The 26,425-nt window shown below is 69.7% G+C and carries 27 protein-coding genes and 1 tRNA gene; 13 read left to right on the forward strand and 15 right to left on the reverse strand.

Annotated features, from left to right (window positions below):
* Positions 1 to 183: 183 nt before the first annotated feature.
* The gene (locus tag Hrr1229_RS12615) at positions 184 to 765 is read left to right on the forward strand and encodes a universal stress protein (protein ID WP_123112566.1); all 582 of its coding nucleotides are present in this window, start codon (positions 184 to 186) and stop codon (positions 763 to 765) included.
* Between the two features lie 104 nt (positions 766 to 869).
* On the forward strand, positions 870 to 1,907 hold the full coding sequence (locus Hrr1229_RS12620; protein ID WP_123112565.1) for an FAD-dependent oxidoreductase: 1,038 nt from the start codon (positions 870 to 872) through the stop codon (positions 1,905 to 1,907).
* Positions 1,908 to 2,009: 102 nt separating this feature from the next.
* Here the strand turns inward: Hrr1229_RS12620 and Hrr1229_RS12625 are convergent, their stop codons facing one another.
* Complete coding sequence (locus tag Hrr1229_RS12625; RefSeq protein ID WP_321169503.1) at positions 2,010 to 2,288, reverse strand: hypothetical protein; 279 nt, start codon at positions 2,286 to 2,288, stop codon at positions 2,010 to 2,012.
* Between the two features lie 263 nt (positions 2,289 to 2,551).
* Between Hrr1229_RS12625 and Hrr1229_RS12630 the strand changes: the two genes are divergently transcribed.
* The 5 genes from Hrr1229_RS12630 (at position 2,552) to Hrr1229_RS12650 (ending at position 5,738) form a co-directional block, all read left to right on the forward strand.
* Positions 2,552 to 2,956 (forward strand): abortive infection protein, encoded by a 405-nt coding sequence (locus tag Hrr1229_RS12630; protein WP_123112564.1) that lies wholly within the window; start codon positions 2,552 to 2,554, stop codon positions 2,954 to 2,956.
* A gap of 163 nt (positions 2,957 to 3,119) precedes the next feature.
* Positions 3,120 to 3,422, forward strand: coding sequence for a hypothetical protein (locus Hrr1229_RS12635; protein ID WP_123112563.1), 303 nt, complete (start codon positions 3,120 to 3,122; stop codon positions 3,420 to 3,422).
* 44 nt (positions 3,423 to 3,466) lie between these two features.
* On the forward strand, positions 3,467 to 4,387 hold the full coding sequence (locus Hrr1229_RS12640; protein WP_123112562.1) for a Dam family site-specific DNA-(adenine-N6)-methyltransferase: 921 nt from the start codon (positions 3,467 to 3,469) through the stop codon (positions 4,385 to 4,387).
* An 86-nt stretch (positions 4,388 to 4,473) separates the two neighbouring features.
* The gene (locus tag Hrr1229_RS12645; RefSeq protein ID WP_123112561.1) at positions 4,474 to 4,923 is read left to right on the forward strand and encodes a universal stress protein; all 450 of its coding nucleotides are present in this window, start codon (positions 4,474 to 4,476) and stop codon (positions 4,921 to 4,923) included.
* Positions 4,920 to 5,738, forward strand: a complete 819-nt coding sequence (locus Hrr1229_RS12650) for a DUF63 family protein (protein ID WP_255212503.1) — start codon at positions 4,920 to 4,922, stop codon at positions 5,736 to 5,738. The genes Hrr1229_RS12645 and Hrr1229_RS12650 overlap by 4 nt, the downstream gene beginning before the upstream one ends.
* A gap of 94 nt (positions 5,739 to 5,832) precedes the next feature.
* On the opposite strand, the gene Hrr1229_RS12655 is transcribed toward Hrr1229_RS12650, so the two are convergent.
* Both Hrr1229_RS12655 and Hrr1229_RS12660 read right to left on the reverse strand, forming a co-directional pair.
* Positions 5,833 to 6,315, reverse strand: a complete 483-nt coding sequence (locus tag Hrr1229_RS12655; RefSeq protein ID WP_123112559.1) for a DUF456 domain-containing protein — start codon at positions 6,313 to 6,315, stop codon at positions 5,833 to 5,835.
* 97 nt (positions 6,316 to 6,412) lie between these two features.
* On the reverse strand, positions 6,413 to 6,832 hold the full coding sequence (locus Hrr1229_RS12660) for a universal stress protein (RefSeq protein WP_123112558.1): 420 nt from the start codon (positions 6,830 to 6,832) through the stop codon (positions 6,413 to 6,415).
* Between the two features lie 142 nt (positions 6,833 to 6,974).
* On the opposite strand from Hrr1229_RS12660, the gene Hrr1229_RS12665 reads away from it, so the two are divergent.
* On the forward strand, positions 6,975 to 7,865 hold the full coding sequence (locus tag Hrr1229_RS12665) for a universal stress protein (RefSeq protein WP_123112557.1): 891 nt from the start codon (positions 6,975 to 6,977) through the stop codon (positions 7,863 to 7,865).
* A 75-nt stretch (positions 7,866 to 7,940) separates the two neighbouring features.
* Here the strand turns inward: Hrr1229_RS12665 and Hrr1229_RS12670 are convergent, their stop codons facing one another.
* From Hrr1229_RS12670 to Hrr1229_RS12695, 6 genes are all read right to left on the reverse strand, one after another.
* A complete protein-coding gene (locus Hrr1229_RS12670; RefSeq protein WP_123112556.1) occupies positions 7,941 to 8,522 on the reverse strand; it encodes a DUF2150 family protein in 582 nt (193 codons plus the stop codon).
* Between the two features lie 104 nt (positions 8,523 to 8,626).
* A complete protein-coding gene (locus Hrr1229_RS12675; protein WP_123112555.1) occupies positions 8,627 to 9,790 on the reverse strand; it encodes an SDR family oxidoreductase in 1,164 nt (387 codons plus the stop codon).
* Positions 9,787 to 10,647 (reverse strand): TatD family hydrolase, encoded by an 861-nt coding sequence (locus Hrr1229_RS12680; RefSeq protein ID WP_123112554.1) that lies wholly within the window; start codon positions 10,645 to 10,647, stop codon positions 9,787 to 9,789. Before Hrr1229_RS12680 ends, Hrr1229_RS12675 begins: the two co-directional genes overlap by 4 nt.
* 109 nt (positions 10,648 to 10,756) lie before the next feature.
* On the reverse strand, positions 10,757 to 11,212 hold the full coding sequence (locus Hrr1229_RS12685) for a YbhB/YbcL family Raf kinase inhibitor-like protein (protein ID WP_123114833.1): 456 nt from the start codon (positions 11,210 to 11,212) through the stop codon (positions 10,757 to 10,759).
* Between the two features lie 87 nt (positions 11,213 to 11,299).
* Positions 11,300 to 12,337 carry a succinylglutamate desuccinylase/aspartoacylase family protein gene (locus Hrr1229_RS12690; RefSeq protein WP_123112553.1) on the reverse strand — a complete coding sequence of 346 codons (1,038 nt, stop codon included), beginning with the start codon at positions 12,335 to 12,337 and terminating at the stop codon, positions 11,300 to 11,302.
* Between the two features lie 95 nt (positions 12,338 to 12,432).
* The gene (locus Hrr1229_RS12695; protein ID WP_123112552.1) at positions 12,433 to 13,716 is read right to left on the reverse strand and encodes a translation initiation factor 2; all 1,284 of its coding nucleotides are present in this window, start codon (positions 13,714 to 13,716) and stop codon (positions 12,433 to 12,435) included.
* Positions 13,717 to 13,860: 144 nt separating this feature from the next.
* Here Hrr1229_RS12695 and Hrr1229_RS12700 point away from each other — a divergent pair, with 144 nt between their 5' ends.
* The gene (locus tag Hrr1229_RS12700) at positions 13,861 to 15,216 is read left to right on the forward strand and encodes a RimK/LysX family protein (protein ID WP_176329412.1); all 1,356 of its coding nucleotides are present in this window, start codon (positions 13,861 to 13,863) and stop codon (positions 15,214 to 15,216) included.
* A 342-nt stretch (positions 15,217 to 15,558) separates the two neighbouring features.
* On the opposite strand, the gene Hrr1229_RS12705 is transcribed toward Hrr1229_RS12700, so the two are convergent.
* A complete protein-coding gene (locus Hrr1229_RS12705) occupies positions 15,559 to 16,155 on the reverse strand; it encodes a DNA-3-methyladenine glycosylase (protein WP_123112551.1) in 597 nt (198 codons plus the stop codon).
* Between the two features lie 152 nt (positions 16,156 to 16,307).
* Here Hrr1229_RS12705 and Hrr1229_RS12710 point away from each other — a divergent pair, with 152 nt between their 5' ends.
* Positions 16,308 to 18,311 (forward strand): 3-hydroxyacyl-CoA dehydrogenase/enoyl-CoA hydratase family protein, encoded by a 2,004-nt coding sequence (locus tag Hrr1229_RS12710; protein ID WP_123112550.1) that lies wholly within the window; start codon positions 16,308 to 16,310, stop codon positions 18,309 to 18,311.
* Between the two features lie 252 nt (positions 18,312 to 18,563).
* Here the strand turns inward: Hrr1229_RS12710 and asd are convergent, their stop codons facing one another.
* Positions 18,564 to 19,610 (reverse strand): aspartate-semialdehyde dehydrogenase, encoded by a 1,047-nt coding sequence (asd, locus tag Hrr1229_RS12715; RefSeq protein WP_123112549.1) that lies wholly within the window; start codon positions 19,608 to 19,610, stop codon positions 18,564 to 18,566.
* A 254-nt stretch (positions 19,611 to 19,864) separates the two neighbouring features.
* Here asd and Hrr1229_RS12720 point away from each other — a divergent pair, with 254 nt between their 5' ends.
* On the forward strand, positions 19,865 to 21,544 hold the full coding sequence (locus Hrr1229_RS12720) for a Na+/H+ antiporter NhaC family protein (protein WP_123112548.1): 1,680 nt from the start codon (positions 19,865 to 19,867) through the stop codon (positions 21,542 to 21,544).
* Positions 21,545 to 21,903: 359 nt separating this feature from the next.
* Here Hrr1229_RS12720 and Hrr1229_RS12725 read toward each other — a convergent pair whose 3' ends face one another.
* The 3 genes from Hrr1229_RS12725 to Hrr1229_RS12735 all read right to left on the reverse strand — a co-directional run bounded on the left by Hrr1229_RS12725 (position 21,904) and on the right by Hrr1229_RS12735 (position 24,399).
* Entirely contained in the window at positions 21,904 to 22,572 is a 669-nt protein-coding gene (locus Hrr1229_RS12725; RefSeq protein WP_123112547.1) for a PH domain-containing protein, read from the reverse strand.
* A gap of 4 nt (positions 22,573 to 22,576) precedes the next feature.
* On the reverse strand, positions 22,577 to 23,212 hold the full coding sequence (locus Hrr1229_RS12730; protein ID WP_123112546.1) for a PH domain-containing protein: 636 nt from the start codon (positions 23,210 to 23,212) through the stop codon (positions 22,577 to 22,579).
* Positions 23,213 to 23,361: 149 nt separating this feature from the next.
* A complete protein-coding gene (locus tag Hrr1229_RS12735; protein WP_123114831.1) occupies positions 23,362 to 24,399 on the reverse strand; it encodes a hypothetical protein in 1,038 nt (345 codons plus the stop codon).
* 203 nt (positions 24,400 to 24,602) lie between these two features.
* On the opposite strand from Hrr1229_RS12735, the gene Hrr1229_RS12740 reads away from it, so the two are divergent.
* Entirely contained in the window at positions 24,603 to 25,337 is a 735-nt protein-coding gene (locus Hrr1229_RS12740) for an MBL fold metallo-hydrolase (RefSeq protein ID WP_123112545.1), read from the forward strand.
* Positions 25,338 to 25,559: 222 nt separating this feature from the next.
* Here Hrr1229_RS12740 and Hrr1229_RS12745 read toward each other — a convergent pair.
* Positions 25,560 to 25,632, reverse strand: a tRNA-His gene (locus tag Hrr1229_RS12745).
* A 171-nt stretch (positions 25,633 to 25,803) separates the two neighbouring features.
* Between Hrr1229_RS12745 and Hrr1229_RS12750 the strand changes: the two genes are divergently transcribed.
* On the forward strand, positions 25,804 to 26,259 hold the full coding sequence (locus tag Hrr1229_RS12750) for a DUF5814 domain-containing protein (protein ID WP_123112544.1): 456 nt from the start codon (positions 25,804 to 25,806) through the stop codon (positions 26,257 to 26,259).
* Positions 26,260 to 26,425 lie beyond the last annotated feature (166 nt).

The raw sequence follows: 26,425 nt of genomic DNA on the forward strand, positions 1-26,425 counted from the left end.
TTCGTGGCCATTCGTGTACTAAAATCCGGATAGATCGTTAGAAACACAGATCGATCCGCGGACCGCCACCAGATAGATAATGATAATCGTCTATACTGTCGAAAATTGTTAAGAGGAGGCCGCTCGAAGGTGGTATCGAACACGACCGGCGTCCGAGAACGGGCGATTCCGGCACTACCCACCATGTCCGCCGACACCAACACCGCCGACATCGAGACCACCGACGTCGCCGCCGCCGGCACCGCCGATCCGACCGCCACCGGGGAGACCGCCGTCCCGAACGCGGTCGACGACGCGACCGATTCGACGCGCAGCGCGCCCGGCTCGACCGGGTCGGCGCGGAGCCCCTCCGTCTTCGAGCGCGTGCTCGTCGTCACCGGCGACGACGAAGCCGGCCGCGCCGCGGTCGACGCGGGGCTCGACGTCGCCGCCGCCCACGGCGCGACGGTCGACGCGCTGTACGTCGTCGACACCAGCGAACACTGGGACATGGTCGTCGAGCGCCGCGAGCGGACGGGCGAGGCGCTCGTCGAGGACGCCGCGGCCCGCGGTGAGGCCGTCGGCGTCGACGTGGAGAAGCGGTTCCGGTACGGCACCCCCCACGAGGAGGTGCTCGACTTCGCCGACGCCCACGGCGCCGATCTGATCGTGGTCGGCTCCGCGCGCCGCACCGGACTCGACCGGCTCGTCCACCCCGAGACGCTCCCCACTCGGGTCCAGCGCGGCGCCTCCGCGCCGGTGATGGTCGTCGGCGCCGACGACTGAGCTCTTTTAATCCTCCTCGCGCTCCGCACCGCGCCTCGCGCTCCGCACCGCGCCTCGCGCTCCGCGAGACGACCGGTTAAGTGACCGCGTCGCCTACGATCGGTATGACCGAAATCGGCATCGTCGGCGCCGGCGCGGGCGCCGCGGCGGCGGCGTTCGTCATCGACGAGGCGGCACCCGACGCGGACGTGACCGTTCTCGAGAAGTCCGGCGGGCTCTGCGGCCGCGCGGCGACCCGGCGCCGCGACGAGCTCACGTACGACTACGGCGCGAACTACCTGAAGTCCGACGACGAGCGCGTCGTCGAGCTGATCACCGAGACGCTCGACGACGAGGGGCTCGTCGACGTCACCGAGCCGGTGTACACCTTCGACGCCGACGGCGAGGTGTCGCCCGGTCGCGACGCCGACGAGCACAAGTGGAGCTACCGGCGCGGGCTCACGCAGGTCGCGAAGCGGCTGTTCGGTCGGACCGACGCGACGGTCCACCGGCGGACTCGCGTCGAGACCGTCCGCCGGGTCGGCGAGCGCTGGGCGGTCGACGACGCCGACGGCGAGACGTGGGGGCCGTTCGACGCGCTCCTCGTGAACCCGCCGGCGCCGCAGACGGCCGAGCTCCTCCGAGACGCCGAGTGGGAGTCGCCGGTCCGCGAGTCGCTCGTCGACGCCGCGGGCGGCGTGGCGTACCGGTCGGTGTGGACGGCGGTGTTGCACTACCCGTTCGCGGTCGACGTGCCCTACTACGGCCTCGTCAACACCGACGACGAGCACGCCGTCGGCTGGATCTCCCGCGAGGAGTGCAAGGCGGGCCACGTCCCGGACGGCGAGACGCTGCTCATCGTTCAGGCGGGTCCCGAGTGGTCGGCCGAGCGCTACGACGACGACCCGGCCGCGAACGTCGCCGATCTCGCCGACCACGCCGCCTCGATCGTGGGCGACGACCGGCTGGCGGACCCGGCGTGGACCGACCATCAGGGGTGGCGCTACGCGCTCCCCGACGACGGCGTCGACCGGGGCCCGATCGACTCCGCCCGGCAGGAGGGTCTCTACCTGCTCGGTGACTGGGTCGCCGGCGAGGGGCGACTGCACGCCGCTCTCGCGAACGGACTCGATACGGGCGAGCGCGTCGTCTACGGGCTGTAGTCGGCGCTCGACACGTCGGTTGATATTTAAAAGACAGGGGGTCCGCTTTCGTTTTCGATCCGCATGGTTGCGACCCGCATGGCCGCGACCCGGCCGGTCGACTTAGCTCCGCGTGAAGCGGTACTCGACCGTGCCGAGACCGGGGAGGCTGATCTTCCGGACCGTGCCGCGGTCGACGTGGCGGGCGATCGAGCGGCCCAGCGCGACGACGGCGATTCCCCCGGCGAGCAGCCCCGCGGAGACGAGCGGGTAGGAGGCGATCAGCAGGGGGAGCATGATCAGCGCCAGGAACGCGAGCGATACGCCGAGGCCGCCGTTGGGCGGACTGTCGGATCCGGCCGCGACCGCCCGCGCCGTGTATCCGTCGTTCATCGGTTGCATATCTACCCGTACGTCACCCGGAAGTAAATACCTTTCATATTTCGGATAAGTTTTGAGTATCGTTACCACGGATCACTCATTCAGAGGGTCTGAAACGATTGTTAACGGAGTGTAACGAGTAACATGGTACTCGTTCGTACACTTCTCGAAAAAGTGGAACGTTTCGGTGAATTCGGGTCCTTCGAGAGGCCGATCGCCGAGCGAGCAAGCGGCGGGTGCGGCCGGATCGGTGGGTTTCTCTCGCTCGCTGACTAGGGGTCCGTATGGTCCGCACGCCGGGTTCGCGGTCGCGCTCGAACGCCCCCTTTTGGACGACGGTCGCGGTCGCGGCGCTGTACCTCCCGGTGTCGATCGCGGCCCGCGCGCTCGTCGACCCGGAGTACGCGGCCGCGGTCGAGCCGGTCCCCCGTTCGGTTGTCGATGTCGCGGGGTCGCCGCTCGGGACGGTCTTGGCCGCGGCGCTGTGGCTCCCCGTCGCGGGCGGGTTCCTCTACGCCTTCGCGACCGAGCTGGCGACGATGCGGAGCCGGACCGCGTGGTCGCCGCCCGACAAGGGGTATCTCATCCTCGCGGCCGGCTCGCTGCTGGCGCACCCGCTCACGGGGCTCCCGTTCGTGTTCCTCCTCGTCGCCGGCTACACGCTCCACCGGACGCTGCGGGTGCGCTAGTCGACGACGGCGTGGGCGACGGCCGACGGCGTGGGCGGTAACTGTCACCGTCGGGCCCGACGCGATCCGATCCGCCGATTCCGGACCCCGCCCGCTCACTCCGCTCCGTCGCGCCGTCCGTACTTTTATTTCGTCGCAGATCTATCCATAGATACGAACAGCCATGTCAACGACACACGACGCTCCCACCACGCAACCGACGGCGCTCGACGCGGCGCAGGCGCGGCGGACGGTCGCCGCGCTCGCCGACGGAACGGTCGAGACGCTCGCCGACCTCCGGGTCCGCGGCCGCGCGGACGAGATCGCCGACGAGCTCCGCGAGACCCACCTCCCCGCGCTGGAGGAGGCGGGGTATATCGACTGGGACCGCGAGTCGGGGACGATCTCGCCGGGGCCGAACTTCGACGAGGCCGCCGCCCACGTCGCCGACCTCCCCATCCCCACCGTCGAGCCGGCCGACGACTGAGCCCGAGACGTTTATACGCCGCCGCGGGGGAGTCTCGACATCGCATGGCCGAGCCGATCCTGAAGTGGGCCGGCGGCAAGCGCCAGCTGCTCGACGAGCTATACGCTCGGTTCCCGGCCTCGTACGGCCGGTACCACGAGCCGTTCGTCGGCGGCGGCGCCCTCTTCTTCGATCTGGAGCCCGCGGACGGGACGATCAACGACGCGAACCCGCGGCTGATCAACTTCTACGAGCGGGTGCGCGACGAGCCGGAGGCGCTCATCGAGCGGCTGGCGGCGTTCGACGACCCCGACGCCGACCCGGACCCGTCGCTCCCGTTCCACGAGGAGACGCCCCGCGGTCGCGACGTGGAGAGCTACTACTACCAGCAGCGCGCGCGGTTCAACCGCCGGCCCTACGAGGGCGAGTTCGACCCCTTAGAGGAGGCCGCCCTCCTGTTGTACCTCAACCGGACCTGTTACAACGGGCTCTACCGCGAGAACGCCGACGGGGGGTTCAACGTCCCCGTGGGGCAGTACGCCGACCCGGACTGGGTCCAGCGCGACCGGATCCGCCGCGCGAGCGACGTGCTCGCGAGCGCCGAGATCCGAAACGACGACTTCGCGTACGTCCTCGACGCCGCCGAGCCCGGCGACCTCGTCTACTTCGACCCGCCGTACGAGCCGATGAGCGCGACCGCGAACTTCAACGAGTACGGCGCCGACGGGTTCGACCGCGAGGACCAGCGCCGGCTGCTCGACGTCGCTGGCGAGCTGGACGAGGCGGGCGTCCGGGTCGTGTTGAGCAACAGCGGCGTGATGTACGAGCCGTACGCCGACGCGGGGTTCCGCGTCGATCGCGAGGACGCGACCCGCGCGATCAACAGCGACGCCGACAACCGGGACGCCGTCGACGAGATCGTCGCGACGAACGTGCCGCCCGACGAGCGACGGACGGCGGGCCAGCGCGAGCTCTCCGGGTTCTGAGCCGTCGAGGGATCGCTCGCGGCGGGGATGCGAACCGCCGACCGTCTTGGGCGGGCTTTTTGAACTCTCCCGCCGACGACTCGCGTATGACCGATCTCGACATCGACCTCGTCCTCGTTCCCGTCGACGGTAGCGAGGAGTCCCACGAGGCGGTCGACTACGCGATCGCGGTCGCCACCGAGTACGACGCGAGCGTCCACGCACTCTACGTGTTAGACGAGGACGTGGTCCGCGCCATCGACCACGGGGTGGTCGCCGAGAGCGACGTCGCCGACGACACCGAGGCGTTCACGGAGTCCGTCGCGCGGCGCGCGGAGGCGGCCGGGGTGGGCCACAGCAACTCCGTCGCGGCCGGCTTCTCGACGTCGGTGAAAACGGTTCACCCGGGGAGCGTCGTGCTCGACACGGCCGAGGAGCTGGACTCGGACTTCATCGTGGTCCCGCGCGAGCCCGTGACGGGCGACCCGGGCGAGGTGCTCGGGAAGGCGGCCGAGTACGTCCTCCTCTACGCGAGCCAGCCGGTCCTGTCGGTGTGATGGGCGGCGCGCCCCCGTTCCTCCCCGCCGGCACGACGCTCCCGCCGCTCCCGTACCTCGCCGTCGTCCTGCTCGCGGCCGGCGCGGTCGGCCTCGCACTCCGCCGGAACCCCCCGCGGGTCACCGGTCGCCACGTGCTCGCGCTCGCGCCGTGGATGGCGCTCGGGTCCGCGGCCCACGTGCTGTACGTCGTCGACGCGCTCCCGCCGGTCCTCTCACCGCTCGCCGGCTCCCCGACGGTGTACCTCACGGTCGGGTCGCTCGCGGGCGCGGCGTGGCTCGCGATCGCGACCGGCCCGCCGGAGCGGGTCCCGACCGCCCTCGCCGCCGCCGGCGCGCTCCTCCTCGTCCCGGTCGTCGGGACCGCGCTCGCGACCGGGGTCTCGCCGGCCGGTGCGCGGTGGTCGACGGTCGCGCTCGTCGCGAGCCTGCCGGTCGCCGCCGCGGTCTGGGTCGGTCTGACGCGGCTCCGCCCCGAGACCGCCGTCACCGGCGGCGTGGGCGCGCTCGCGGTGTTCGGCCACGCGCTCGACGGCGTCTCGACCGCGGTGGGGACGACCCAGCTCGGCTTCGGGGAGCGCACGCCGCTCTCCCGGATCCTCCTGGGGTTTGACTGGATCCCGACGGTGCCGGTGCTCGGCGAGGGGTGGGTGTTCCTGCTGGTGAAGCTCGCGGTGGCCAGCGGCGTGGTCTGGCTGTTCGCGGAGTACGTCCGCGACCGACCGGCCGAGGGATACCTCCTGCTCGGGTTCGTGGCCGCCGTCGGCCTCGGGCCGGCCGCGCACAACCTCCTCCTGTTCGCGGTCGTCGGATAGCGGACCGGACGTTCGCGGCCGTCGGGTCTCGTCCGTGTCACGGCGCCGTTCGACGTCGCTACCGGGAGGTCCCGTCGGACCGCGCCGTCAGTATTTATAGAACGGAGAGCGCAAATACGACGGCGACGCTGGCCAGCATAACCGCCTGTATGAGCGAGCTGGCGAGGGCACCGATCACCGCGTACACCGACTGCCGGGCGGCGGCGCGCGGCTCGTCGGCGTTCCCGTAAAGCCCCGCGAGGAAGACGGTTCCGCCCAGTCCGACGACGAAACCGATCGGACCCAAAACGAACACCAACAGGACGCCGGCGACCGTGCCGGCGGCGACCGTCCGCGTCGGCGCGCCGCCGAGTTTCCCCGAGACGAACCCCGACAGTAGCTCCGCCGCGGAGGCCGAGAGCGAGACGAGGACGAGCGCGAGCAGCACGGCGAGACCGGGCTCGGCGAAGCCTGTGGTGTACGCGTACCCGACGACGGTCAGCGCCGCGAGGACGCCGCTCGGCACGAACGGGACGAACGAGCTGGCCGTCCAGACGACGAGCAGCGCGATCGCGAGTTCGGCCGCGGGGAGAGCCATACCGCACTCACGTCGCGAGCGTTCAAAACAGTTCAGTCGGCGCTATTCGCCCGGGGTACCCGAGACGCGTCCGACCGTCGCTCGCAGTCGCCGTCACTCACCGAGCGACGATGACGGGAACGGGCGAGTTGCGGAACACCTTCTGGGCGACGTTCCCGACGACCAGTCGATCGGCCAGCGAGCCGCCGTGGCTCCCGATCACGACCGCGTCGAAGTCGCCGGCTCTATTCAGAATCGTCCGAGCCGGATGTCCCAACTGAACCTCGGTGCTGACTTCGACACCGTACTCGGCCGCGAGCTCCCGAGCGTCGTCGAACACCTCCTTCGCACGCTCTTCGGCCGCCGCTTCGATATCCTCCTCGAGCGCGAGTGACGTGGCCGCTCCTCCCCACGGCGACGGCCCGCCAGCGACGTGCAAGACGGTGATCTCCGCGTCGCGATGATTCTCGAGGGCGTACTCAAGCGCTTTCCGGGCCATCTCCGACTCGTCCATCGGGACGAGAACTCGCGATATCATACGGAAACTACGGGTAGGGTGTTGATAAATGGTGATCTCGTCTCAGGAGGAGCGACGTATCGCCGACCGCTACACGTACCCCCTCTACCTTGCCGTGGGAACCGAACGTAGCGTTAAATCAACGGCGTTCGAATCTGCGGGTATGAGCCCGACGATCGACTCAATTCTCGTGCCGACCGACGGCAGCGACGGGGCGCAGATAGGGGCACGGCGAGGGGTCGATCTCGCCGCCACGGTCGGTGCCGACCTCCACGCGGTGTCGGTGGTCGACAGCCACGAAATCGAATCCGGTCTGGACGCCGACAGTCAGGCCGAACGGGAGCGGCTGCTCGAAGCGGAGGCCGAACGGGCGGTGGATTCCGTCGCGGACCTCGCTCGAACTCATCTCTCCGGGGAAATCACTACCGCCGTGGAGTCGGGGGTCCCGGTCCAGACGATCAACGACTACGTCGATACCCGCGACATCGATCTCATCGTGATGGGGACGCAGGGACGGACGGGGTTCGAACGGGTCGTGCTCGGGAGCGTCGCGGAGAAGACCGTCCGGACCGCGGACGTCCCGGTCGTCACGGTGACTCCGGACGCGGACATCGGCGATATCGGCGATCAGCCGTGCGAAAACGTGCTTCTTCCGACCGACGGCAGCGAGGGAGCGGAACTCGCGATCGAGTGGGGGATCACCCTCGCCGAGGCGTACGGGGCAACGGTGCACACCGTCTACTCCGTCGACACGAGTCGGTTCGGTGGCGTTGAGGAGTCGGCGGAGATCCACGACGCGCTCGGGCAGGCCGGACGGGAGGCGCTCGAGACGGTCCGCGAACGTTCCCGAGCGGCTGACGTCAGCGTCACGGGCAGTATCGCGACCGGCCCGGCCGCACGCACGATCCTCTCGTACGGCGAGGAACACGATGTCGACATCATCGTGATGGGAACGCACGGCCGATCCGGCCTCAGACGCCATCTCATCGGAAGCGTCACCGAGACGGTCGTACGCAACGCGGCTGTACCGGTCTGTTGTGTCCCGATGCGGTGAGGCTCTCATCGATTTTCTGACGGCTCGCCGAACGGGAACGCACCGCGAGAAACGAAATCGGAACGACCGCCGCGCTCAGTCCTCTTCCTCGACGACTTCGGGGTCCTCGATCGCGGACTGCAGGGAGTCGAGCCCGTTGACCCACTCCGAGACGAGCCCGTACTCCAGATCCTCGACGAGGTCGATGTCGAGCTGTTCGCCGTCGATGACGCGGGTCCCGGCCTGCACGACGTAGCCGAGCGCGGCGTCGAGGTCGTCCTCGGCCTCCGCGTCGGCGGCCGCGCGCACGAACTCGGTCACGTCGCCCTCGACGACGCCGCCGACGACGTACTCCTCGGCCGCGTAGAAGACGGGGACGAGCGAGGTCTGGACGCCGTCGATCAGCATCACCTTGTCCTCGTCGTCGAAGTCGACGTCGGCGAGGACGATGTCGCGCACGCCGCGGATCTCCTCGACTGCGCGGTCCTCGTCGATGCGGTCCTCGTCGAGCGCCGCGAGCACCTTCACGACGGCGATCGCCGCGTCGTCCTGGAGGTTCAAGAGGAGCCGCGCCGAGTCCTCGTTCTCGGGGTCGAGGTCCTCCTCTTTCAAGCGGTCGAGCCAGTTCTGCCAGCGGTCGTCGGTATAAAACGTTTCAACGGCGTCGTCGTCGGTCATGTGCGGTACGTCGCCCGGACTACTCAAATGCCTTTCCTATCGATCGTCCCGAGAGAGGGCGTCTCACCCGGTCGATGACGGGATTCGGGGGTCGGCACCCCCGGTCACGTCATCGGGTCGTCGCCGACGGACGGGTTCTCGCGGGCGAACGCCACGATCCGGTCGACGTACGACTCGAACGGCGGGGGTTCGACGCCGGTTCCGTCCAGCGCCGCCCGCGCGTTCGGACAGCGGTAGCGGGTCGGGTGGTCGAAGTAGTCGATCGTCGCCGGCTCCACGCCGACTCCCGCGGCCGAGAGCAGGCGGGCCGCCGCCTTCGCGACCCGCTTCGGTGTCGGGACGGTCACCGTCCGGCGGCCGGCCGCGTCGCTCAGCGTCGCGACGAATTCCGGGACCGTCAGCGGCTCCGGGTCGCAGAGCTGAAACGTCTCGCCGACCGTCTCCGGCCGGCCGCTCAGCGCCGCGATCGCGTCGACGACGTAGTCGCGCGGCACGACGTTCAACTCGGTCTCGTCGGCGCCGGGGAGGGTGAACGCGAACGCGAGCCGCGCGGGCTGTGCGAAGAGCAGCCGGAGGAGGTTGTACGGGCCGTCGAGCTTGTCGGTCTCGCCGGTCTCGCTGTCGCCGACCGTGATCGCCGGCCGGTAGACGGTCGCCGGGAGCCCGTCGGCCATCCGCTCCCGCACCGCGACCTCGGCGCGGTACTTCGACGCCTCGTAGCGGTTGTTGAACGACTGGCCCTCGCGGAGCCGGTCCGGGGTGAAGACGCCGTCGTACCGGCCGCTGACGTAGCAGGTGCTCACGTAGTGGAGCCGGTCGACGGCGAGCCGTTCGGCGGCGTCAAGAACGTGCTCGGTCCCGCGGACGTTGACCGACTCAGCGAGGTCGGCGTCGACGCTCAGGTCGTACACCGCCGCGAGGTGGTACACTTCCTCGACGCCCGCCAGCAGGTCCGGATCGTCGAGCGCCGAGCCGAGTCCCAGGTCGGGCTCGGTGATGTCGCCCTCGTAGAGGTGGACGGCCGGGGGATGCGCGGACTCGGAGTCGGTACCGTCCGCCTCGCTCCCGACCTCCGCGACGATCTCCCGAGCGCGATCCTCGGCCAGTTCGCGGTACCTGGGCTGAATGAGGCAGGCGACCGGCCCGTCGCCGCGGGCGAGGACCCGCCGGAGGAGCGCCGAGCCGAGGAAGCCGGGAAAGCCGGTGAAGAGGAGTTCGGGGGGCGCGGAGCCGTCCCCGGCGCTGTCCGCAGAGGCGCGGTCGCTCACGACGTCGGCTCCGCCAGCGTCGCCTCGGTGTCGATCCCGTACACGTCTCGGGGCGTCTCGACGTGAGCGCGTCGGACCGCCTCGTCGTGGCCCTCCTCCAGCAGCCAGCGGACGCGGCGCGGGACGGTCTTGGGGCCCATCACCATCCCCGGCTTCTCCGGGTCGTCGACGAAGTCGGTCTCCATCAGGAACGGCTCGCCCGACTCGGCGGCGCGTTCGATCCGGTCCTTCTCGCTCATCACGCTCGGCGTCGGGCCCGCGAGCCGGCCCTCGGCGTAGTGTTTGACAGCTTTCGTCGGATCGAGCCCGGACTCCTCGGCGACGGCGGCCAGGTCGGTGAGGTCCTCGCTGGCCTCGGTGTGGAGCTGGACGGCGCAGTCGAGCGCGGCGCCGAGCTCGAACGCGCGCCGAGTGACCGCGTTCGAGGCGTCCCAGACGGCGTCGGTCACGTCGTAGTGCGGGCGGCCGGACTTCAGCGCGAGCGCCCGGCCGTCGGCGACGAACTCGCTCGCGACCTCCAAGCCCCCCTGCATCAGGTCGCGGGCGTCCTCGGGCGCGAAGCCGCGCTCGTCGACCAGGCGGCTTATCAGGCCGGGGTGGACGCCGAGGACGGGCCACGCGCGCCCCGGGAGGACCTCGGTCGCGGCGGCGACCGCGTCGAGCGTCTCCTCGAAGACGGGGCGGAAGTCGGCCGGCTCGTCGGGCTCGACGCCGAGGTGCCACGAGGGCTTGTTCACCACGAGCAGGTGGGTGCCGCCGAGCCGGACGAAGTCCTCGACGGCGTCGATCCCGCGGCCGTGTCGCGGATCGAGGTGGAGGTGGTTGTCGAGCACCGGCGTGTCGAGGTCCTCGGTCATGGTCGGTGGTTCGCCCGCGGCGAAATATAAGGTCCGATCGGGAGGCCGCCGCGGTCCGACGCCTTGAGGCCGATCACAGAGTCGCCGCGGTCCGACGCCTCGCGACCGATCACGCCGGGTACGTCCCGTCGATCCGAGCCTTACCGACGGTCCGTCCCGTCATCGCGTCGATGAGGCCCTCCTTGTCGGTCGACGGCGGAAGGTCGAGCGGCTCATCGACCGCGTACAGCCGGAAGCGGTAGGTGTGCTCGCGGTCCGGTGGGTTCGGTCCGCCGTAGCCGTGCTCGCCGAAGTCGTTCTGTCCCTCGGTCGCCCCTGTCGGGGACCAGTTCTCCGGGATCGCCTCGCGACCGGGGTCGATGTCCCAGACCAGCCAGTGGTCCCACACCGTTCCCGCCGGCTCTTCCGCATCGGGATCGTCGACGATGAGCACGAGCGCCGCCGCCTCGTCGGGGACGCCGTCGATCCGCAGCGGCGGATTGACGTTTCGCTCCGCGTAGCCGTGCTCCGCGGGGATGCGCTCGCCGTCGCCGAACGCCGGACTCGATAGGCTGAGATCACTCATGGGATCACCCGTCCGGATCCGTCCGGACACGTCGCAGTTGTCCCGTCGACGCCAAAAGCGTTCCCGCGGATAAGCCGTTCCGACGGGTCAGTCCGCCGACTCCGGCTGGCCGACCGGGGTCGGCGCGTCGCCGGTCTCGATCGCCCGGCGCGTCGCCTCGTCGATCTCGACGAGGTGACACAGGGGGTTGCCGGGGTAGACGACGGGGTTCTCCAAGAGCCCGATGAGCAGTCCGGTGAAGGGGGCCTCGACGGCGACCGCGTCCTCCTTGAAGGGGTTGGTGATCGTCGCGATCCGGTCGCCCTCGCGGACGAGCGAGCCGCTCTCGAAGTGCGTGTCGACGATTCCCCCGGAGTCGGCGCGGAGCCACGTCTTCTCGCCCGCCCCGGCGATGATCGTCCGCCAGCCGGGCCAGCGCACCGCCCCCGTCTCGAGCAGCCCGTACTCGGCGAAGACGGAGCGCACGCCGTCGAGCGCGTCGTCGATGAGCGGGCGCTGGAAGCGGTGGGCCTCGCCCATCTCGATCGTGATCGTGGGGATCCCGTCGGCCGTCCCCTCGCCGCGGAGGGTGCCGCTCGGCCCCTCGCTGTCGATGATCACCTTCGAGCCGAACGCCATCGCGAGGCGGTGGACGCCGTCGTCGGTCATATCCCCGCGAACGTGGAGCATGTTCGTCCGCCCGCGGGTGGAGGTGTGGAAGTCGAGCCCGAAGTCGCAGGGCTCGATGAAGTTCGAGTAGATCTGGTGAGCCATCCGCTTCGAGCTCGTCGAACCGGGCTCGCCGGGGAACGACCGGTTGAGGTCCCGGTCGTAGACGGGGAGGTAGCGCTGCTGGGCGATGAACCCGGGGACGTTGAGTACCGGGAGGCAGACGAGCGTCCCGGCGAGGCCGGCGAGGTCCCAGTCGTGTGCGACCTCGCGCACCACCTCGATCCCGTTGAGCTCGTCGCCGTGCGCGGCCGCCGTGAGGAACACCGTCGGCCCGTCTCGCTCGCCGTTGACGATGGTCACGGGGATCCGGACGGGGTCGCCGAGGTACGTCTCGCTGATCCCGTAGCGGATGTTCTGCGTCTCGCCCGGCGGCACCGCGCCGCCGTTGTACGTGAACACCCGGTCGTCGCTCATGTCTGACGGGAGCACCGCGGGGGAAATATATATGGCGACCCGGCGACGACGGTCGCGAATCGGCCGACAGGATAGTATCCCGCGGCGCCCGACCCCTATCCGCGGTCCCACCGGCTCACCCACGCGGACCGGGACTCGTGTTCCCGGGCCCGCTCCGAGATCGCCGCCCGATCGAGCCGCCCCTCCTCGGTTATCACCCCGGTCAGCAGGTCGCCGGGGACGCGCTCGAATATCGGGTTCGCGACCTCGACGTCGCGGTCGCCGTCGTACACGGTCGACGCCTCCCCCGACTCCCGAACGACCCGGTCCGTCGTCGCGATCTTGTCGGCGGCGGCGACCGCGTACACCGGGACATCGGCGTCGGCCGCGGCCAGCGCGAGCGGATACGACCCGACCTTGTTCGCCACGCCCCCGTTCGGCAGGACCCGATCGGCGCCGAGCAGGACGCAGCCGACGTCGCCCTCGCGAACGAGGCCGGGAAGCGCGGCGTCGGTCGTGAGCGTGACGTCCAGACCGGCGTCGACGAGCCCCTCGGCCGCGGCGACCCCCTCGCGACTCGGGCGCGACTCGCCGACGACGGCCGCGCTCCCGGCCCGCCGCAACGTCGCCGCGACGGTTCCGGACCGCGACAGCGTCGCGACGCTCCCGGGCAGGTCGGCGATCGGGGTCGCCGCCCGCTCCGCCGCCAGCCGGTCCGCGTCGTGCGCGGCGTCGAGCGCGTCGACGGCGCGGTCGTGGACCGCCTCGGGCGTCCGCTCGGTCCCGCTCATCGCCCGGTCGATCCGGTGTCGAACGACGATCATGCTCGGCCGAGCGCTGCGGAGCTCGCGCGCGAGCGCCGCGACCCGGTCGATCCCCCCGTCGCGCGCCCCGAACGCGACCGCGCCGGCCGCGTCGCGGACCGCCTCGAGCGCCCGGAGGGAGAGCCACGACGCGCCGTGGGTCTCGTCGGTCCGAACCAGGTCGACGTCGGGCGCGACGCGGCGGTAACTCTCCCACACCCCCGGAGCCGCGTCGCGCGTGAGGAAATCTGTCGGCGGGAGCCACTCGCCCTCGATGGCGGACGAACCGCTCGTCTCGCGGCCGGCCGCGGCCTCGAACAGGAACGGGTAGACCGTCCGGTCGACCGTTCCGTCCGAGACGGACAGCGGCTCACCGCAGCGGACGAGCTCGATGTCGCCGCTCAGCTCTGCCGCTCGCAGCGCCCGCCGCGCGCTCTCGGTCGGATCGGCCTCGTCCGCGCGCACGTCGCCGACGACCGCGTCGAGCGGGTTAGTCGCCGATTCGGGGTCCTCGCGACTGACGGCGAGCGGTCCGACACCGGGTCGGGCGAACACCCGAGAGCGGCGTCGCACGAACGCCCTGACGACTGCGGTCACGGGCCCGTGTTCGGGCGACGCGCCATTAACCGTACTCCCCCGACCCGCCGCTCGGCACCTCCGGCCCGCCACTCGGACCTGACGGCGCCGCCGCCGCGCTCGCCGATCGGGCGACCTTTTACGTGGGGGAACGCAGGTGGGGCTATGAGTTCGGACCCGGTCCGGGTGGGAGTGCTGTCGCTGCACAACAGCAAGGAAACGAAGGCGATCTGCAACGCGGTCGAGGACCTCGGGCACGAGCCCGTCTGGCTCCGCGAGGAGAACGCCGCGATCAGCGTCGACGACGGCGAGGTCTCGGTGGAGCCCGCCGTGGACGTCATCGCGAACCGGCTGCTGCTCTCGAACACCGATCAGCCCGCGGAGCTGCTCGGGCTGGCGGCGACGTTCGAGCGCATCCGGCCGATGCTGAACGAGCCGAACGCCGTGCTCGCGTCGATCCACAAGTTCGCGACGGCGGCGACGCTCGCCGACTGGAACATCCGTGTCCCCGACGCGCTGCTCGCGCTGTCGAACGACCGGCTCAACGAGGGTCGCGAGCGCTTCGGGGAGGTCGGCGTCTACAAGACCGCGATCGGCACCCACGGCGGCGGCACGTGGAAGGTCGACCTCACGGAGCGCGTGAACCCGAAGGTCGGCAATCGACAGGCGTTCCTCCAGAAGCTCATCGACCGCGACGACGAGAAGCACCGCGACCTGCGCGTGTACATCGTCGGCGACGAGATCGTCGGCTCGATGTACCGATACGCGCCCGAGGGCGACTGGCGCACCAACGTCGCGCTCGGCGGCGCGGTCGAGGACGCCACCGACGACATGCCCGAGGAGGCCGCCGAGACGGCGCTGTACGCGGCCGACGTGATGGACCTCGACTACGCCGGCGTCGACCTCGTCGAGGGGTACGACGGCTGGTACGTGCTGGAGGTGAACCCGACGGCCGGGTTTAAAGGCCTCTACGAGGCGACCGGCAGGAGCCCCGCGCCGCACATCGCGCGGCTCGCGATCGAGACGGTGGGCGGCGAGGTGGACGACGCCGACGTTGAGCGCATCGCGGCCACCCTCGACGACTCGCGGCCCTCCTGTGCGCCCGTCCCGAAGCCGACGCCGTCCGAACAGCCGGTCATCGGCTACATCGAGGAGGTCGTCGTCACCGGCACCTCCGGCTCCACCCAGGCGCTCGGGAAGTCCGACACGGGCGCGACGCGGACGAGCATCGACACCCAGCTCGCGGCCGAGATCGGCGCCGGCCCGATCAAGAGCATGACCCGAGTCAAGTCGGGCAGCGTGAAGGGCGGGAAGGCCCGCCCGGTCGTCGACCTCGTCATCGGAATCGGCGGGAACCAGCACACCGTCACCGCGAGCGTCGAGGACCGCGGGCACATGGACTACCCGCTCCTCCTCGGCCGCGACATCCTCACCGACTACCGGGTCGACGTGCGCAAGCGCGCTGACGTGGACGAGGCCGAACGCGGCGAGGTCGGCGAGATCCTCGAAGAAGAGGAGTAGGCGGACACGCAGTCGGATATTTAAATAATCACGGTGGCGCGCCTCCGAGCGGCCGCCCTCGGCGGCCGCGAGGAGTCCGCGAGGGAGTCGGTCGCCGCAGGCGACCGACGAGGCTGGGGAGGCGTGAGGTGCGGTCGCTGTGCGGGGCGGGATTCAAAGGGGCAGCCGCGAGGACGAAGCCTGACGACGCAAGCACCGCAGGAACGAGCGAAGCGAGTGACGAGGAGCGCAGCGAGTCACGCGAGTCCTCGCGGCTGGGGCTTTGGAGGTGTTCACCGTCGATCCCCAGTCAATCACTTATAAACTACTTCCGGAGACATCAACCGTCGCCATTCCTCCCACTCACGACTCGTACTCCGCCCAGATGTAGCGCGTCCCGTAGCTCCGGTAGGGCCGCCACGACTCGGCGATGTCGCGCATCTCCGCCCGCCCCAGTTCCTCGCCGTCGTTGTACACTCGCTCGATCCCCTTCCGCACCGCGAGGTCGCCGAGGGGGAGCACGTCCTCGCGGCCGAGCGCGAAGATGAGGTACATCCGCGCGGTCCACTCCCCCACGCCGCGAATCTCGGTGAGCGCGTCGACGACCGCCTCGTCGCTCGCGTCCGCCAGCCCCTCGCGGGTCAGGTCGCGGTCGCCGTCGCGGAAGGCGCCGGCGGCCTCTCGCAGGTACTCGACCTTCGTCCCGCTGAGGCCGGCCTCGCGCAGGGCCGCCTCGTCGGCCGCGAGCACGCGGTCCGGCGTCGGCTCGCCGCCGAGCACGTCCACGAAGCGCCCGCGGATCGCCGCCGCGGAGGCGGTCGAGAGCTGCTGGTTCACGATCGAGGTGCAGAGGCGGGCGAACTCGTCGTCCGCGGGCTCGATCGACAGCCGGCCGTGCCGGTCGATCAGTGCCGCCAGCGTCGGGTCCTCGCGCAGGGTCGCCGCGACTCGGTCGTCCATCGCCCGTGGGTTGGAGCCGGAGCCACCCGACGGTTTCGGTCGCGAGCGTCGGACCGACGGATTGATCGATTCCGCGCGTCTAGTAAACTTACCGCGAGTTTCCCGTTTGGAAGATGGAAACGTTCAACCATGACGGTTCCGACCGTTGCCGTATGGAACTCGACGACGTGCAGCACGTGACGGTCCTCGGCGCCGGGAACATGGGCCACGGTATCGCGGAGGTGGCCGCGCTCGCCGGCTACGACGTGGCGCTGCGGGACATCGAGGAGGAGTTCGTTCAGGACGGCTACGACCAGATCGAGTGGTCGCTCGGCAAGCTCGCCGAGAAGGACCGGATCGGCGAGGACGAGGCTGAGGCGGCGCTCGACCGCGTCGAGGCGTACGTCGACCTCGAGGACTCGCTGGCCGACGCCGACGTGGTGGTCGAGGTCGTCCCCGAGAAGATGGCGATCAAGAAGGACGTGTACGACGAGGTCGTCGAGTACACGCCCGAGGAGGCCGTCTTCGTCACCAACACCTCCAGTCTCTCGATCACCGAGCTCTCCGAGGTGACCGACCGCCCAGAGCGCTTCTGCGGGATGCACTTCTTCAACCCGCCGGTGCGGATGGACCTCGTCGAGGTCATCTCCGGGAAACACACCTCGGAGGACACCCTCGAACTGATCGAGGGGCTCGCGGAGTCGATGGGGAAGACCCCGGTGCGCGTCCGGAAGGACAGCCCCGGCTTCATCGTCAACCGCATCCTCGTCCCGCTGATGAACGAGGCGGCGTGGATCGTCGAGTCCGGCGACGCCACGATGGAGGCGGTCGACTCCACGACGAAGTTCGACATGGGGCTCCCGATGGGGTCGTTCGAGCTCGCGGATCAGGTCGGCATCGACGTGGGCTACCACGTGCTCGACTACATGCACGAGGTGCTCGGCGAGGCGTACCGCCCCTGCCCGCTGCTCGTCGAGAAGGTCGAGGCCGAGGAGCTCGGCAAGAAGACCGGCTCCGGCTTCTACGACTACGAGGACGGCGAGGGCGCGCAGATCCCCTCGGACGCGATCGACGCGGACGTCCGTCGGCGGCTGCTCGCCGTGATGGCCAACGAGGTCGCCGGCCTCATCGGGAACGACGTCGCCGACGCGCCCGCGATCGACCGCGCCGTGATGCTCGGCGCCGGGTTCCCGGACGGGCCCGCGAAGCTCGCCGACAACGAGGGGCTCGCCGACCTCGTCGACGTCCTCGACGACCTCCACGAGGAGACGGGCGAGGCGCGCTACGAGGCGACCGACTACCTCCGCGAGGCGGCCGAGGCGGGCGGGTTCCACGGGGACGGCGCCGAGGGAGGCGACGCCGAGGACGGCGACGGAACGGGCGACCGCTTCGCCGCCTACGACACCCTCAACGTCGCCGTCGAGGACCGCGTCGGGCACGTCGAGATCGACCGCCCGCACCGGATGAACACGATAAGCGGCGAGCTGCTCGACGAGCTCGCCGACGCGATCGACCGGCTCGACGCCGACGACGACGTGCGGGCGATCCTGCTCTCCGGCGCCGGCGACCGCGCCTTCTCCGCCGGCGCCGACGTCCAGAGCATGGCCGCCGGCGGCGCCGAGCCGATAAGCGCGGTCGAGCTCTCGCGGCAGGGCCAACAGACGTTCGGCAAGTTAGAGGACTCCGATAAACCCGTGGTCGCCGCCATCGACGGCTACTGCCTCGGCGGCGGGATGGAGCTCGCCACCGCGGCCGACCTGCGGGTCGCCTCCGACCGCTCGGAGCTCGGCCAGCCAGAGCACAACCTCGGGCTCCTCCCCGGCTGGGGCGGCACCCAGCGGCTCGCCCGGATCGTCGGCGAGGGGCGCGCGAAGGAGATCATCTTCACCGCCGACCGCTACGAGGCCGAGACGCTGGCGGAGTACGGCTTCCTCAACGACGTGGTCCCGGGCGACGAGATCGACGAGCGCGCGCGGGAGCTGGTCGAGTCGCTCGCCGCCGGCCCGCCGATCGCGCAGAAGTACACGAAGCGCGCGATGCACGCCGGCCGCACCGACGGCGAGGCCGGCCTCGAGGTGGAGGCGATGGGCTTCGGCCACGTGATGAACACCGACGACCTCATGGAGGGCGTCACGGCGTTCATGGGCGACGGCGAGCCCGAGTTCGAAGGGAAGTAGGGCGCGAGAGGGTCGGCGGTGGCGGCGGGTGCGCTCACGTCTCCGACTACTTATTTATAAGCGATTAATCGCGAAGCGGCAAAGAACACCACCGAAGCCCCAGCCTCGTCGCCGGGGGCTCTGCCGCCGGCTGCCGGTGGCGCCACGCGCTACTGGACACCTCGACGTTCCGATCCGCGGTCCAGTCGCTGCCGGTTATTTAAAAACAGTCGCGGTTGCTGGGAGCGACGGTGCTTGATCCGGCGGCAATCGTTAGACGTACCCTTCCTCGACGAGCAGCTCCCCGTTGAGCAGCGAGGCGCCCGCCGCGCCGCGGACCGTGTTGTGCGCGAGGCAGTTGTACTTCGCGCCGGCCTCGGTCGACTGCACGCCGCCGGCGACGATGCCCATGCCGTCGGCGTACGTGCGGTCGAGACGGGGCTGCGGGCGCTCCGGCTCGTCTTCACCGAACACCTTGATGAGCTGGTCGGGCGAGCTCGGGAGCGCGCCGGCGCCCTCGAACGAGCGCATCGCCTCGCGGAGGTCGGCCGGAGACGGGTCCTCGGCGAACTCGGCGAAGACGTTCTCCAGGTGGCCGTCGAGCGTGGGGATCCGGTTACAGGAGGCCGCCACGTCGGCGCCGTGGAGGTGCACCTCCGCCCCGTCGAACTCGCCGAGGAGCTTGCGCGACTCCGTCTCCATCTTCTCCTCTTCGCCGCCGATGTGCGGGATCGCGTTGTCGATGATCTCCATCGAGGTGACGCCGGAGTAGCCAGCGCCCGAGACCGCCTGCAGCGTGGAGACGCGGACGCTCTCGACGCCGAACCGGTCGATGGCCGCGAGCGTGGGCACCATCGTGATCGTCGAGCAGTTCGGGTTCTTCACGAGGGCGCCGTCCCAGCCGCGCTCGTCGCGCTGGACCTCGATGAGGTCGAGGTGGCCCGGGTTGATCTCGGGGATGGTGAGCGGGACGTCCGCCGCCATGCGGTCGTTCGAGGAGTTCGAGGAGACGACGTACCCCTCCTCGAGGAAGGCGGGCTCGACCTCGGCGGCGACCCCCGAGGGAAGCGACGAGAAGAGCAGGTCGACGTCGTCGTCCGCGATCCCCGCGGGCGTCGTCTCCGCGACCTCCATCTCCGCGACGCTCTCCGGGATGGGCGTGTCGACGCGCCATTTGGCCGCCTCGCGGTACGTCTTCCCGGCGCTGTCCCCGCTCGCCGTGACGGCCGCGAGGTCGAACGTCGGGTGGTCGTCGAGCAACTGGATGAACCGCTGACCCACGGCGCCGGTGGCACCGAGGATGCCGACTCGTACAGACATTGCACGTGGGTCGGTCACAGGGACGTAAGTGCGTTCGGATACGCGCCGACGCCGCCGGTCCCGCCGGCGACGGGCGCCGTCGCCTCGCACGCTCGCTCGTCGGTTTGTCACCGGAACTCACGACTGCGGCAACGACCGATCGGCTCTTCGCCGATTCTCTTGTGATTACTACGCAACCGATCCGTATCCGCGTGTATCCGTCAGCTGACCCTCTCGGAGAGGTATTAAATACTCTCGCGTGAGTGCAGGAGATAATGACCGACTTCGGAGCGCTGTCCGTCGCCCCGCCGCTGCTCGCGATCGTCCTCGCGGTGATCACCCGGAAGGCGGTGCTGTCGCTGTTCCTCGGCATCTGGTCGGGTGCCGTCATCGTCACGGGCGGGCTCGGGATCGTCCAGACGTTCGAGTGGATCGTCGCGGCGGTCTCCGACGAGTTCCAGGCGACCATCCTCGTGTTCACCCTGCTGCTCGGCTCCGGCGTCGCCATGGTGTGGAACCTCGGCGGCACCGCCGCGGTCCGCGACTGGGCGCTCGAGCGCCTCGACAACCAGCGGCAGGCCGGGCTCGTCGCGTGGGGGCTCGGGATCGTCCTCTTCTTCGACGACTACGCGAACACCGCCATCGTCGGATCCGCGATGAAGGACGTCTCCGACCGGCTCCGGATCTCCCGCGAGAAGCTCTCGTACATCGTCGACTCGACGGCGGCGCCGGTGGCGACGCTGGGGATCTCCTCGTGGGTCGCGTTCCAGCTCTCGCTCATCGCCGAGGGGTACGAGTCCGCGGGCGTCGCCGCCGCGAACCGCCCGGGCACCTTCGAGGTGTTCGTCTCCTCGATCCCGTTCAACATGTACGCGATCCTCGCGATCGTGATGGTCCTCCTGATCGTCGGCACCGGGCGGGACTACGGCGAGATGCTGACCGCCGAGAACCGCTCGTGGACCTCCGGGCGGGTGACGCGCGACGGGGCCGTGCCGATGCAGGACGTCGCCGGCGAGCTGGGCGAGCCGCCGGCGTCGACCCCGCGGCTCGTCAACTTCTTCGTCCCCGTGGCGGTGCTCGTCGCCGTGACGGTCGGGACCGCGCTGTGGTCCGGCGACTTCTCGCCGGTCGGCTTCGGCGGCGACCTCCTCGCCGGGGAGCTCGGCGCGGCCGGCGGGCGGCTGTGGGACGCCGCGCTCAACGCCTCGTACGAGGTCGCGCTCATGATCGGCTCGTTCGCGATGGTCGCCAGCGGCTTCGTCCTCGGGAGGGCCTACGACATCTTCGGCGTCGGCGACGCGACCGAGTACACGATCGACGGCTTCGGGATCATGCTCACCGCGGCCTCGATCCTCGTGCTCGCGTGGGGGATCGGCGGGGCGATCGACGCGCTCGGCACCGGCGCCTACGTCGCGAACGTCGCGGTGGGGTCCGTCTCCCCGGCGTTCCTGCCCGCCCTCGTGTTCGTCGTCGCCGGCGTCATCGCCTTCTCGACCGGGACCTCGTGGGGGACGATGGGGATCGTCACCCCGATCGCGATCCCGATCGCGTGGGAGATCAGCGGCGGCGGCGCAGCCGGCCACACGCTCGTGGCGGCGATGGTCGGCGTCATCTTCTCGGGCGCCATCTTCGGCGACCACAGCTCGCCAATCTCCGACACGACCGTTCTCTCGGCGACGTTCACCGGCGCCGACCTGATCGACCACGTCCGCACGCAGATCTACTACGCGGTCACCGTCGCCGCCGTGGTCGTGCTCCTCCTCGTCGTCTGGGGAGTCACCCGGGTGACGCCGCTCGCGCTGCTCCCGCTCGGCGCCCTGCTGCTCGCCGGGCTCGTGTACCTCCTCTCGGAGTTCGACGCCTCCCGCCGGGGGATCGACCCCGTGTCGGTCTCGGAGTCACAGGACGACGACGGCGAGCGCGTGGTCGTCGCCGGGCACGAGCAGGACAACTGAGGCCGCCGGTCCGGCCGCTTATATACGCCCGCCGGCTATCGTCGGGTGCGCGCCCTCAGTCCCCGCCCGAGTACTCCCCGATGGGAGCGATGACAGCGCGGAGAACCCAGGCGCGTCACATCCGGTCGCAGACGCGACCCGCCCGTCGCCGCGCAGGCGACCGCCCGCCACGAGGGTTTCCCGGTCGACGCGGCACGCCGCCGGAGATGAGACCGGTCGTTAGTGTTGCGGGCGACATTTCCGCGACTCGAGAGCGGCCGCGCTCGGCGATTCCGAGTCTCCCGAGTCCCGCAACACAAACGGCCCGACGGCGAGCGTTCACTTCGAGGCCTCCGGCGCTCCGAAAAGGAGCGGAACACTCAGTTCCGCGGGTCCTCGGCGGAAGACGAGTCGTCGCTCGGCGTTTCCCCATCCTCGCTCAGGTGCCGCTCTATCCGCTCCATGGCTTGTCGAGTGCCACGGAGCTCCGCTACCAGTTCGTCTATCCGGTCGGCCGTAGCGGCGGCCGATTCCGTCGTCTCGTCGCCCGTCGGACCCGACCGCCGGTTTTCGGCGGCGTATTCGCTGGTCAGGCCGGAGATCTTCTCTCGGACCTCGCGGGCGTTTTCGACGTTCTGGAAACTGACCTCAGCGCCGGAACTGCCGGCGGTGCTGATGTCGATGCTGCCGAAGCCGAACTGTTTCCCCCAGAAGGACTGGCTGTACTCGGTGTTCTGGATCTTGTCGAGGCCGACGCTCTCGATGTTCGTTCCCAGGATCCCCTTCTTGACGTACAGGGACTTGTTGGTGACCACGTAGTCGGTGTTCTTCAGCGAGAGCCACGAGAACGGCAGCATAAGCAGGATGAGAAAGCCGATGAGGACCACCGTGAGGAGCACTCCCCAGACGGCGGTCCCGACGATGCTGACCGGAACGGGTTCGCCTGTCCACTGGATCTCTTCGTCGTCCTCGAGCGAGAGCCACTCGGGAACCTCGTGGTCGGCCGGCGTCGGTGCGGGGACGTCGGATTCGGTAGTCGCGTCTGCCATGGGCCTATTGGAGGTGTCGTTCGATGGTTTCCGCGGTTTTCCGCAGTTCCGTCGCCTCGTCGACGAGGGCCCCGATCGTTTCGGGGTCGAGGCCGCCGTGCCCCCCTCCGGGTTCACCCCGGCTCCCGTCGCCGGCCTCGGCGATCCTCGCCCGGAGTTCGGTACGGAGTCCGTCGGGGTCGTCCAAGTCCTCGATCGACATCTCGACGCCGCTCCCGCCGGCCGTGCTGAGGAGGATCGTCCCGTAGTCGAAGACGTTACCGAAGAAGCTCTTCTTCAACTGCGTGTTCTGGACGTTGTCGACGCCGATTCGGGTGACGTTCTCCGACCAGACGCCGGTCTTCTTGTAGACGTTCTCGTCGGTGAGGAGGTAGTCGGTGTTCTTCGTTTGCAAGTACGCCCGGACGGGAGTGACGGCTTGGAACAACGTCCAGAGGACGGCGACGGCCCACACCACCCGATCCGGAACGGGCAGTTCGACGTTCAGAACGGCCGTGAGGACGAACGCCGCCACGAACGCCGCCAGCGACCAGACGACGAACGTCACGACGTTCGAAACGATCCGGCGCAACCGCGGCTTTCCCGTCCAGACGACCTCCTCCCCCTCATCGAGCGAGAGCCAATCGGGTGATGTTACCATACGGCACGATTAATATCGATCGAGATATAGATTATGGCTATCAGAACTCCGGCTCGGTGTGGCCGGCCGATCTCGGGGTCTCCGCGTCCGGGTATCCGATCGCGACCGTTCCGGCATCGATCCGCCGTCCCGAGACCGGTCGCGCGCGGCTACTCCGAGTCGTCCGATTCCCCCGACCCCCCCGAATCCCGCAACACCAACGGGCCGATCGCGAGCGTCCGCTTCGCGAGGGTGAGGATCCGGAGCACGTAGGCGACGAACAGCGCGAACGGGAGCAGCGTGACGGCGAACGCGCCACCGACCGCGAGCGTGAGGTGGTCGACTCCGAGCGTGCGGCCCGGGAACGTCCCGACGTCGACGACGGCGACCATGGCGCCCGCGACGAGCAGCGCCGGGACCGCCGCGTACAAAATCAGCCGCGAGAGGTCGATCAGCGCCCACTGGAAGTACAGCGTCTTCACGTGCTCCCGCGCCGGGGCGAACAGCGAGAGCGACTCCCGGAGCTCGGTGAGGAGCGTGCGCTCCCGGTCGGTGAGTCGGTCCCCGTGTTCGTCCGTGAGACGCTCGATTCGGGCGATCTTCCGCCCGTAGTCGAAGTTCAGCGCCGCGAAGACGACGTCGAACGACCCGAACCGCGCGCCCTCGATCTGGCCGCGCACGTCCTCGGCGTTCTCGACGACGCTCCCGGCGAGGTCGCCGATATCGCTCCGAAGGGCGGCCGCTCCGTCAGATCCCTCCTGTTCCGCGTCGGCGTCGGTCCGCGAGTGCACCGACTCGCGAACCGAGCGCGCTCGCCCCGACGCGGCGCCGAGGATCGCGCCGAGGAACCCGGCCGGATCCGTGGGAGCCGGAGCGTCGGTCAACGCCGCGACGGTGTCCCTGACGTCCATCGCGCCGGCCATGCGCTCGTGCTGGTCGCCGAGCGGGCCGTTCTCCTGCGTGAGCACGAGCTGCCCGATCGTGACGACGAGTGTCGCTCCCGTGACGATGGCCGTGATCATCGCGGAAAACAGGGTCTCGATCGGGTCGCTCGCCCCGGTTTTCGCCGGGAGCGACGGCGAGAGTCCGGTGCCGACCGCGACGAACGCGACGAAGACGACGACCGTCAGGACCCCGGCGACGACGAGCCGGTTCGCCCGCAACAGCAGCCAGAGCTTCAGTCGGCTCTCGCCGGCCCGCCCTCGCATGGTCTCCGCGGTGTCCGTGTCGTCGACGTCCGAGGCGGGCTCGACCTCGACGGCGTCGGTTTCGGCCGCGTCCGGTCCCGATCGGTCGTCGTCCGTCATTTACGCGACACACGACGCTCGACCGACAGATAAGTACACGGGGCGGTACCCGACGAGGCGCCCGGCGCAAGTCACAACCCCACGCCGGACGAAGCGGTCGGCACATGTCGACGCACGTCGGCCCCAGCGTCACCCTCGTTCGCAACGCCACCCTTCTCGCGACCGTCGGCGACACGACGTTCCTCGTCGATCCGCTGTTCGCGTCGCGGGGCGCGTTGCCGCCGATCGACGACACGCCGAACGACCGCGCCAACCCGCTCGTCCCGATGCCCGACGTCGACCTGTCGCACGACGCCGTGATCGTCACGCATCGCCACCCGGACCACTTCGACGACGCGGCGAAGTCCGAGCTCGACGCGGACGTCCCGCTGTTCTGTCAGCCCGCCGAGGCCGACGCGTTCGTCGAGGACGGATTCACCGACGTGCGGCCCGTCGAGGACGCGGCGACGTTCGAGGGGGTCACCCTCCACCGGACCCCGGGCCGCCACGGTCACGGGGAGCTGGCCGAGGAGATGGGGCCCGTCTCCGGGTTCGTCCTCGAGGGCGAGGCGACGCTGTACCTCGCCGGCGACACGGTCTGGTACGACCCCGTCGCGGAGACGCTGGACCGGTTCGAGCCCGACGCGGTCGTCCTCAACGGCGGCGCGGCGCGGTTCAATCAGGGGGAGCCGATCACGATGGGCGTTGATGACGTCGCCGCCGTCCGCGAGGCCACCGACGCCGCGGTCGCCGCGGTCCACATGGAGGCGATCAATCACTGCCTGCTCTCGCGGGAGGAGCTCCGCTCGGAGACGGACGGGTTGCTCGTGCCGGAGGATGGTGAGGAGATCGAGTTCTAGCCGCACCGCCGGTTCGAGAGTGGACTTGTCACTCCTCCCTGCGGTCATCGGAGCGGTTCCGCCGCTTCGAGCAGTCGCTCACTTCGTTCGCGATGACGTCGTGAGAAGGTCCGGGTGCGAGAATCGAACCACGGTCAGACGTGCTCGCTTCGCTGCGCGCGACCTCCCTGCTTCAATTCTCCGCGGAGCCTCGCGGCTCGCGGTGTTGCTCGCCGCGAGAAGGTCCGGGTGCGAGAATCGAACCCGCGTCTCAGCCTCCACAAGGCTGAAGGATAGTCCACTACCCTAACCCGGACACGCGTCGATATCTACCTCGCTTTGATAAATAACCGTTACGACTCCCGGACGGGCGTGTGACCCGGTGCCGTCCGGTGATAGCGCCGAGTCGCCTCGGGGCGTCCGGCGCGCGGACGGGGTCGACGCACCGCGCCGCTTTTACTCTCCGCCGGCGTACCCCCGCGTACCCGTGGCGTTCACCGACAAGATCTACGTGAAGAACCACCGGCAGCTCGCCTCCCAGCTGGAGACGAACATTCCGAAGGGCGCGTTCGCCGGCGCGACCCTCGACATGCTGTTCACCGGTGACGGCCTCTCGAAGCTCGACTCCACGACGCGCGACCGCATCCTCGACTTCGCCGAGGACTTCCTCGACTGCGACTGTCAGGCGAACCCCTACTGCGGCTGTCCCGAGGAGAAGTTTATGCGGTACGTGCTGGAGCTCCGCGCCGAGGGGCTCGGCCCGCAGGCGATCGTGGACGTGATGACGGACGACTACATGGTGTACGCGTACACCGGCGACGTGCTCTCGTTCCTCGACGACGCGGTGCGGAACCTGGAGGCCGTCGAGACCCTCGCGGACGTCGAGGGCAACGAGGAGATGTCCGAGCGAGCGCGGCGCGCGAAACGGGAATTATCGGGATAAGACGCGTATCGGCGAGACGGGTCTGTTTGTGTGATCGGGTATTTATAAATCGTCGCTGGCGGTGGCGCGACGGGCGGCCACAGGGTCTCAGCCGCCCGCTTATAATTGATCGTTGGAAGCGCGGTGACCAGCTTCAAAGCCCCAGTCGCTTGCTTATGAGTGAGTG

The sequence above is a fragment of the Halorubrum sp. CBA1229 genome, assembly GCF_003721435.2.
In the GTDB taxonomy this organism is placed as follows: domain Archaea; phylum Halobacteriota; class Halobacteria; order Halobacteriales; family Haloferacaceae; genus Halorubrum.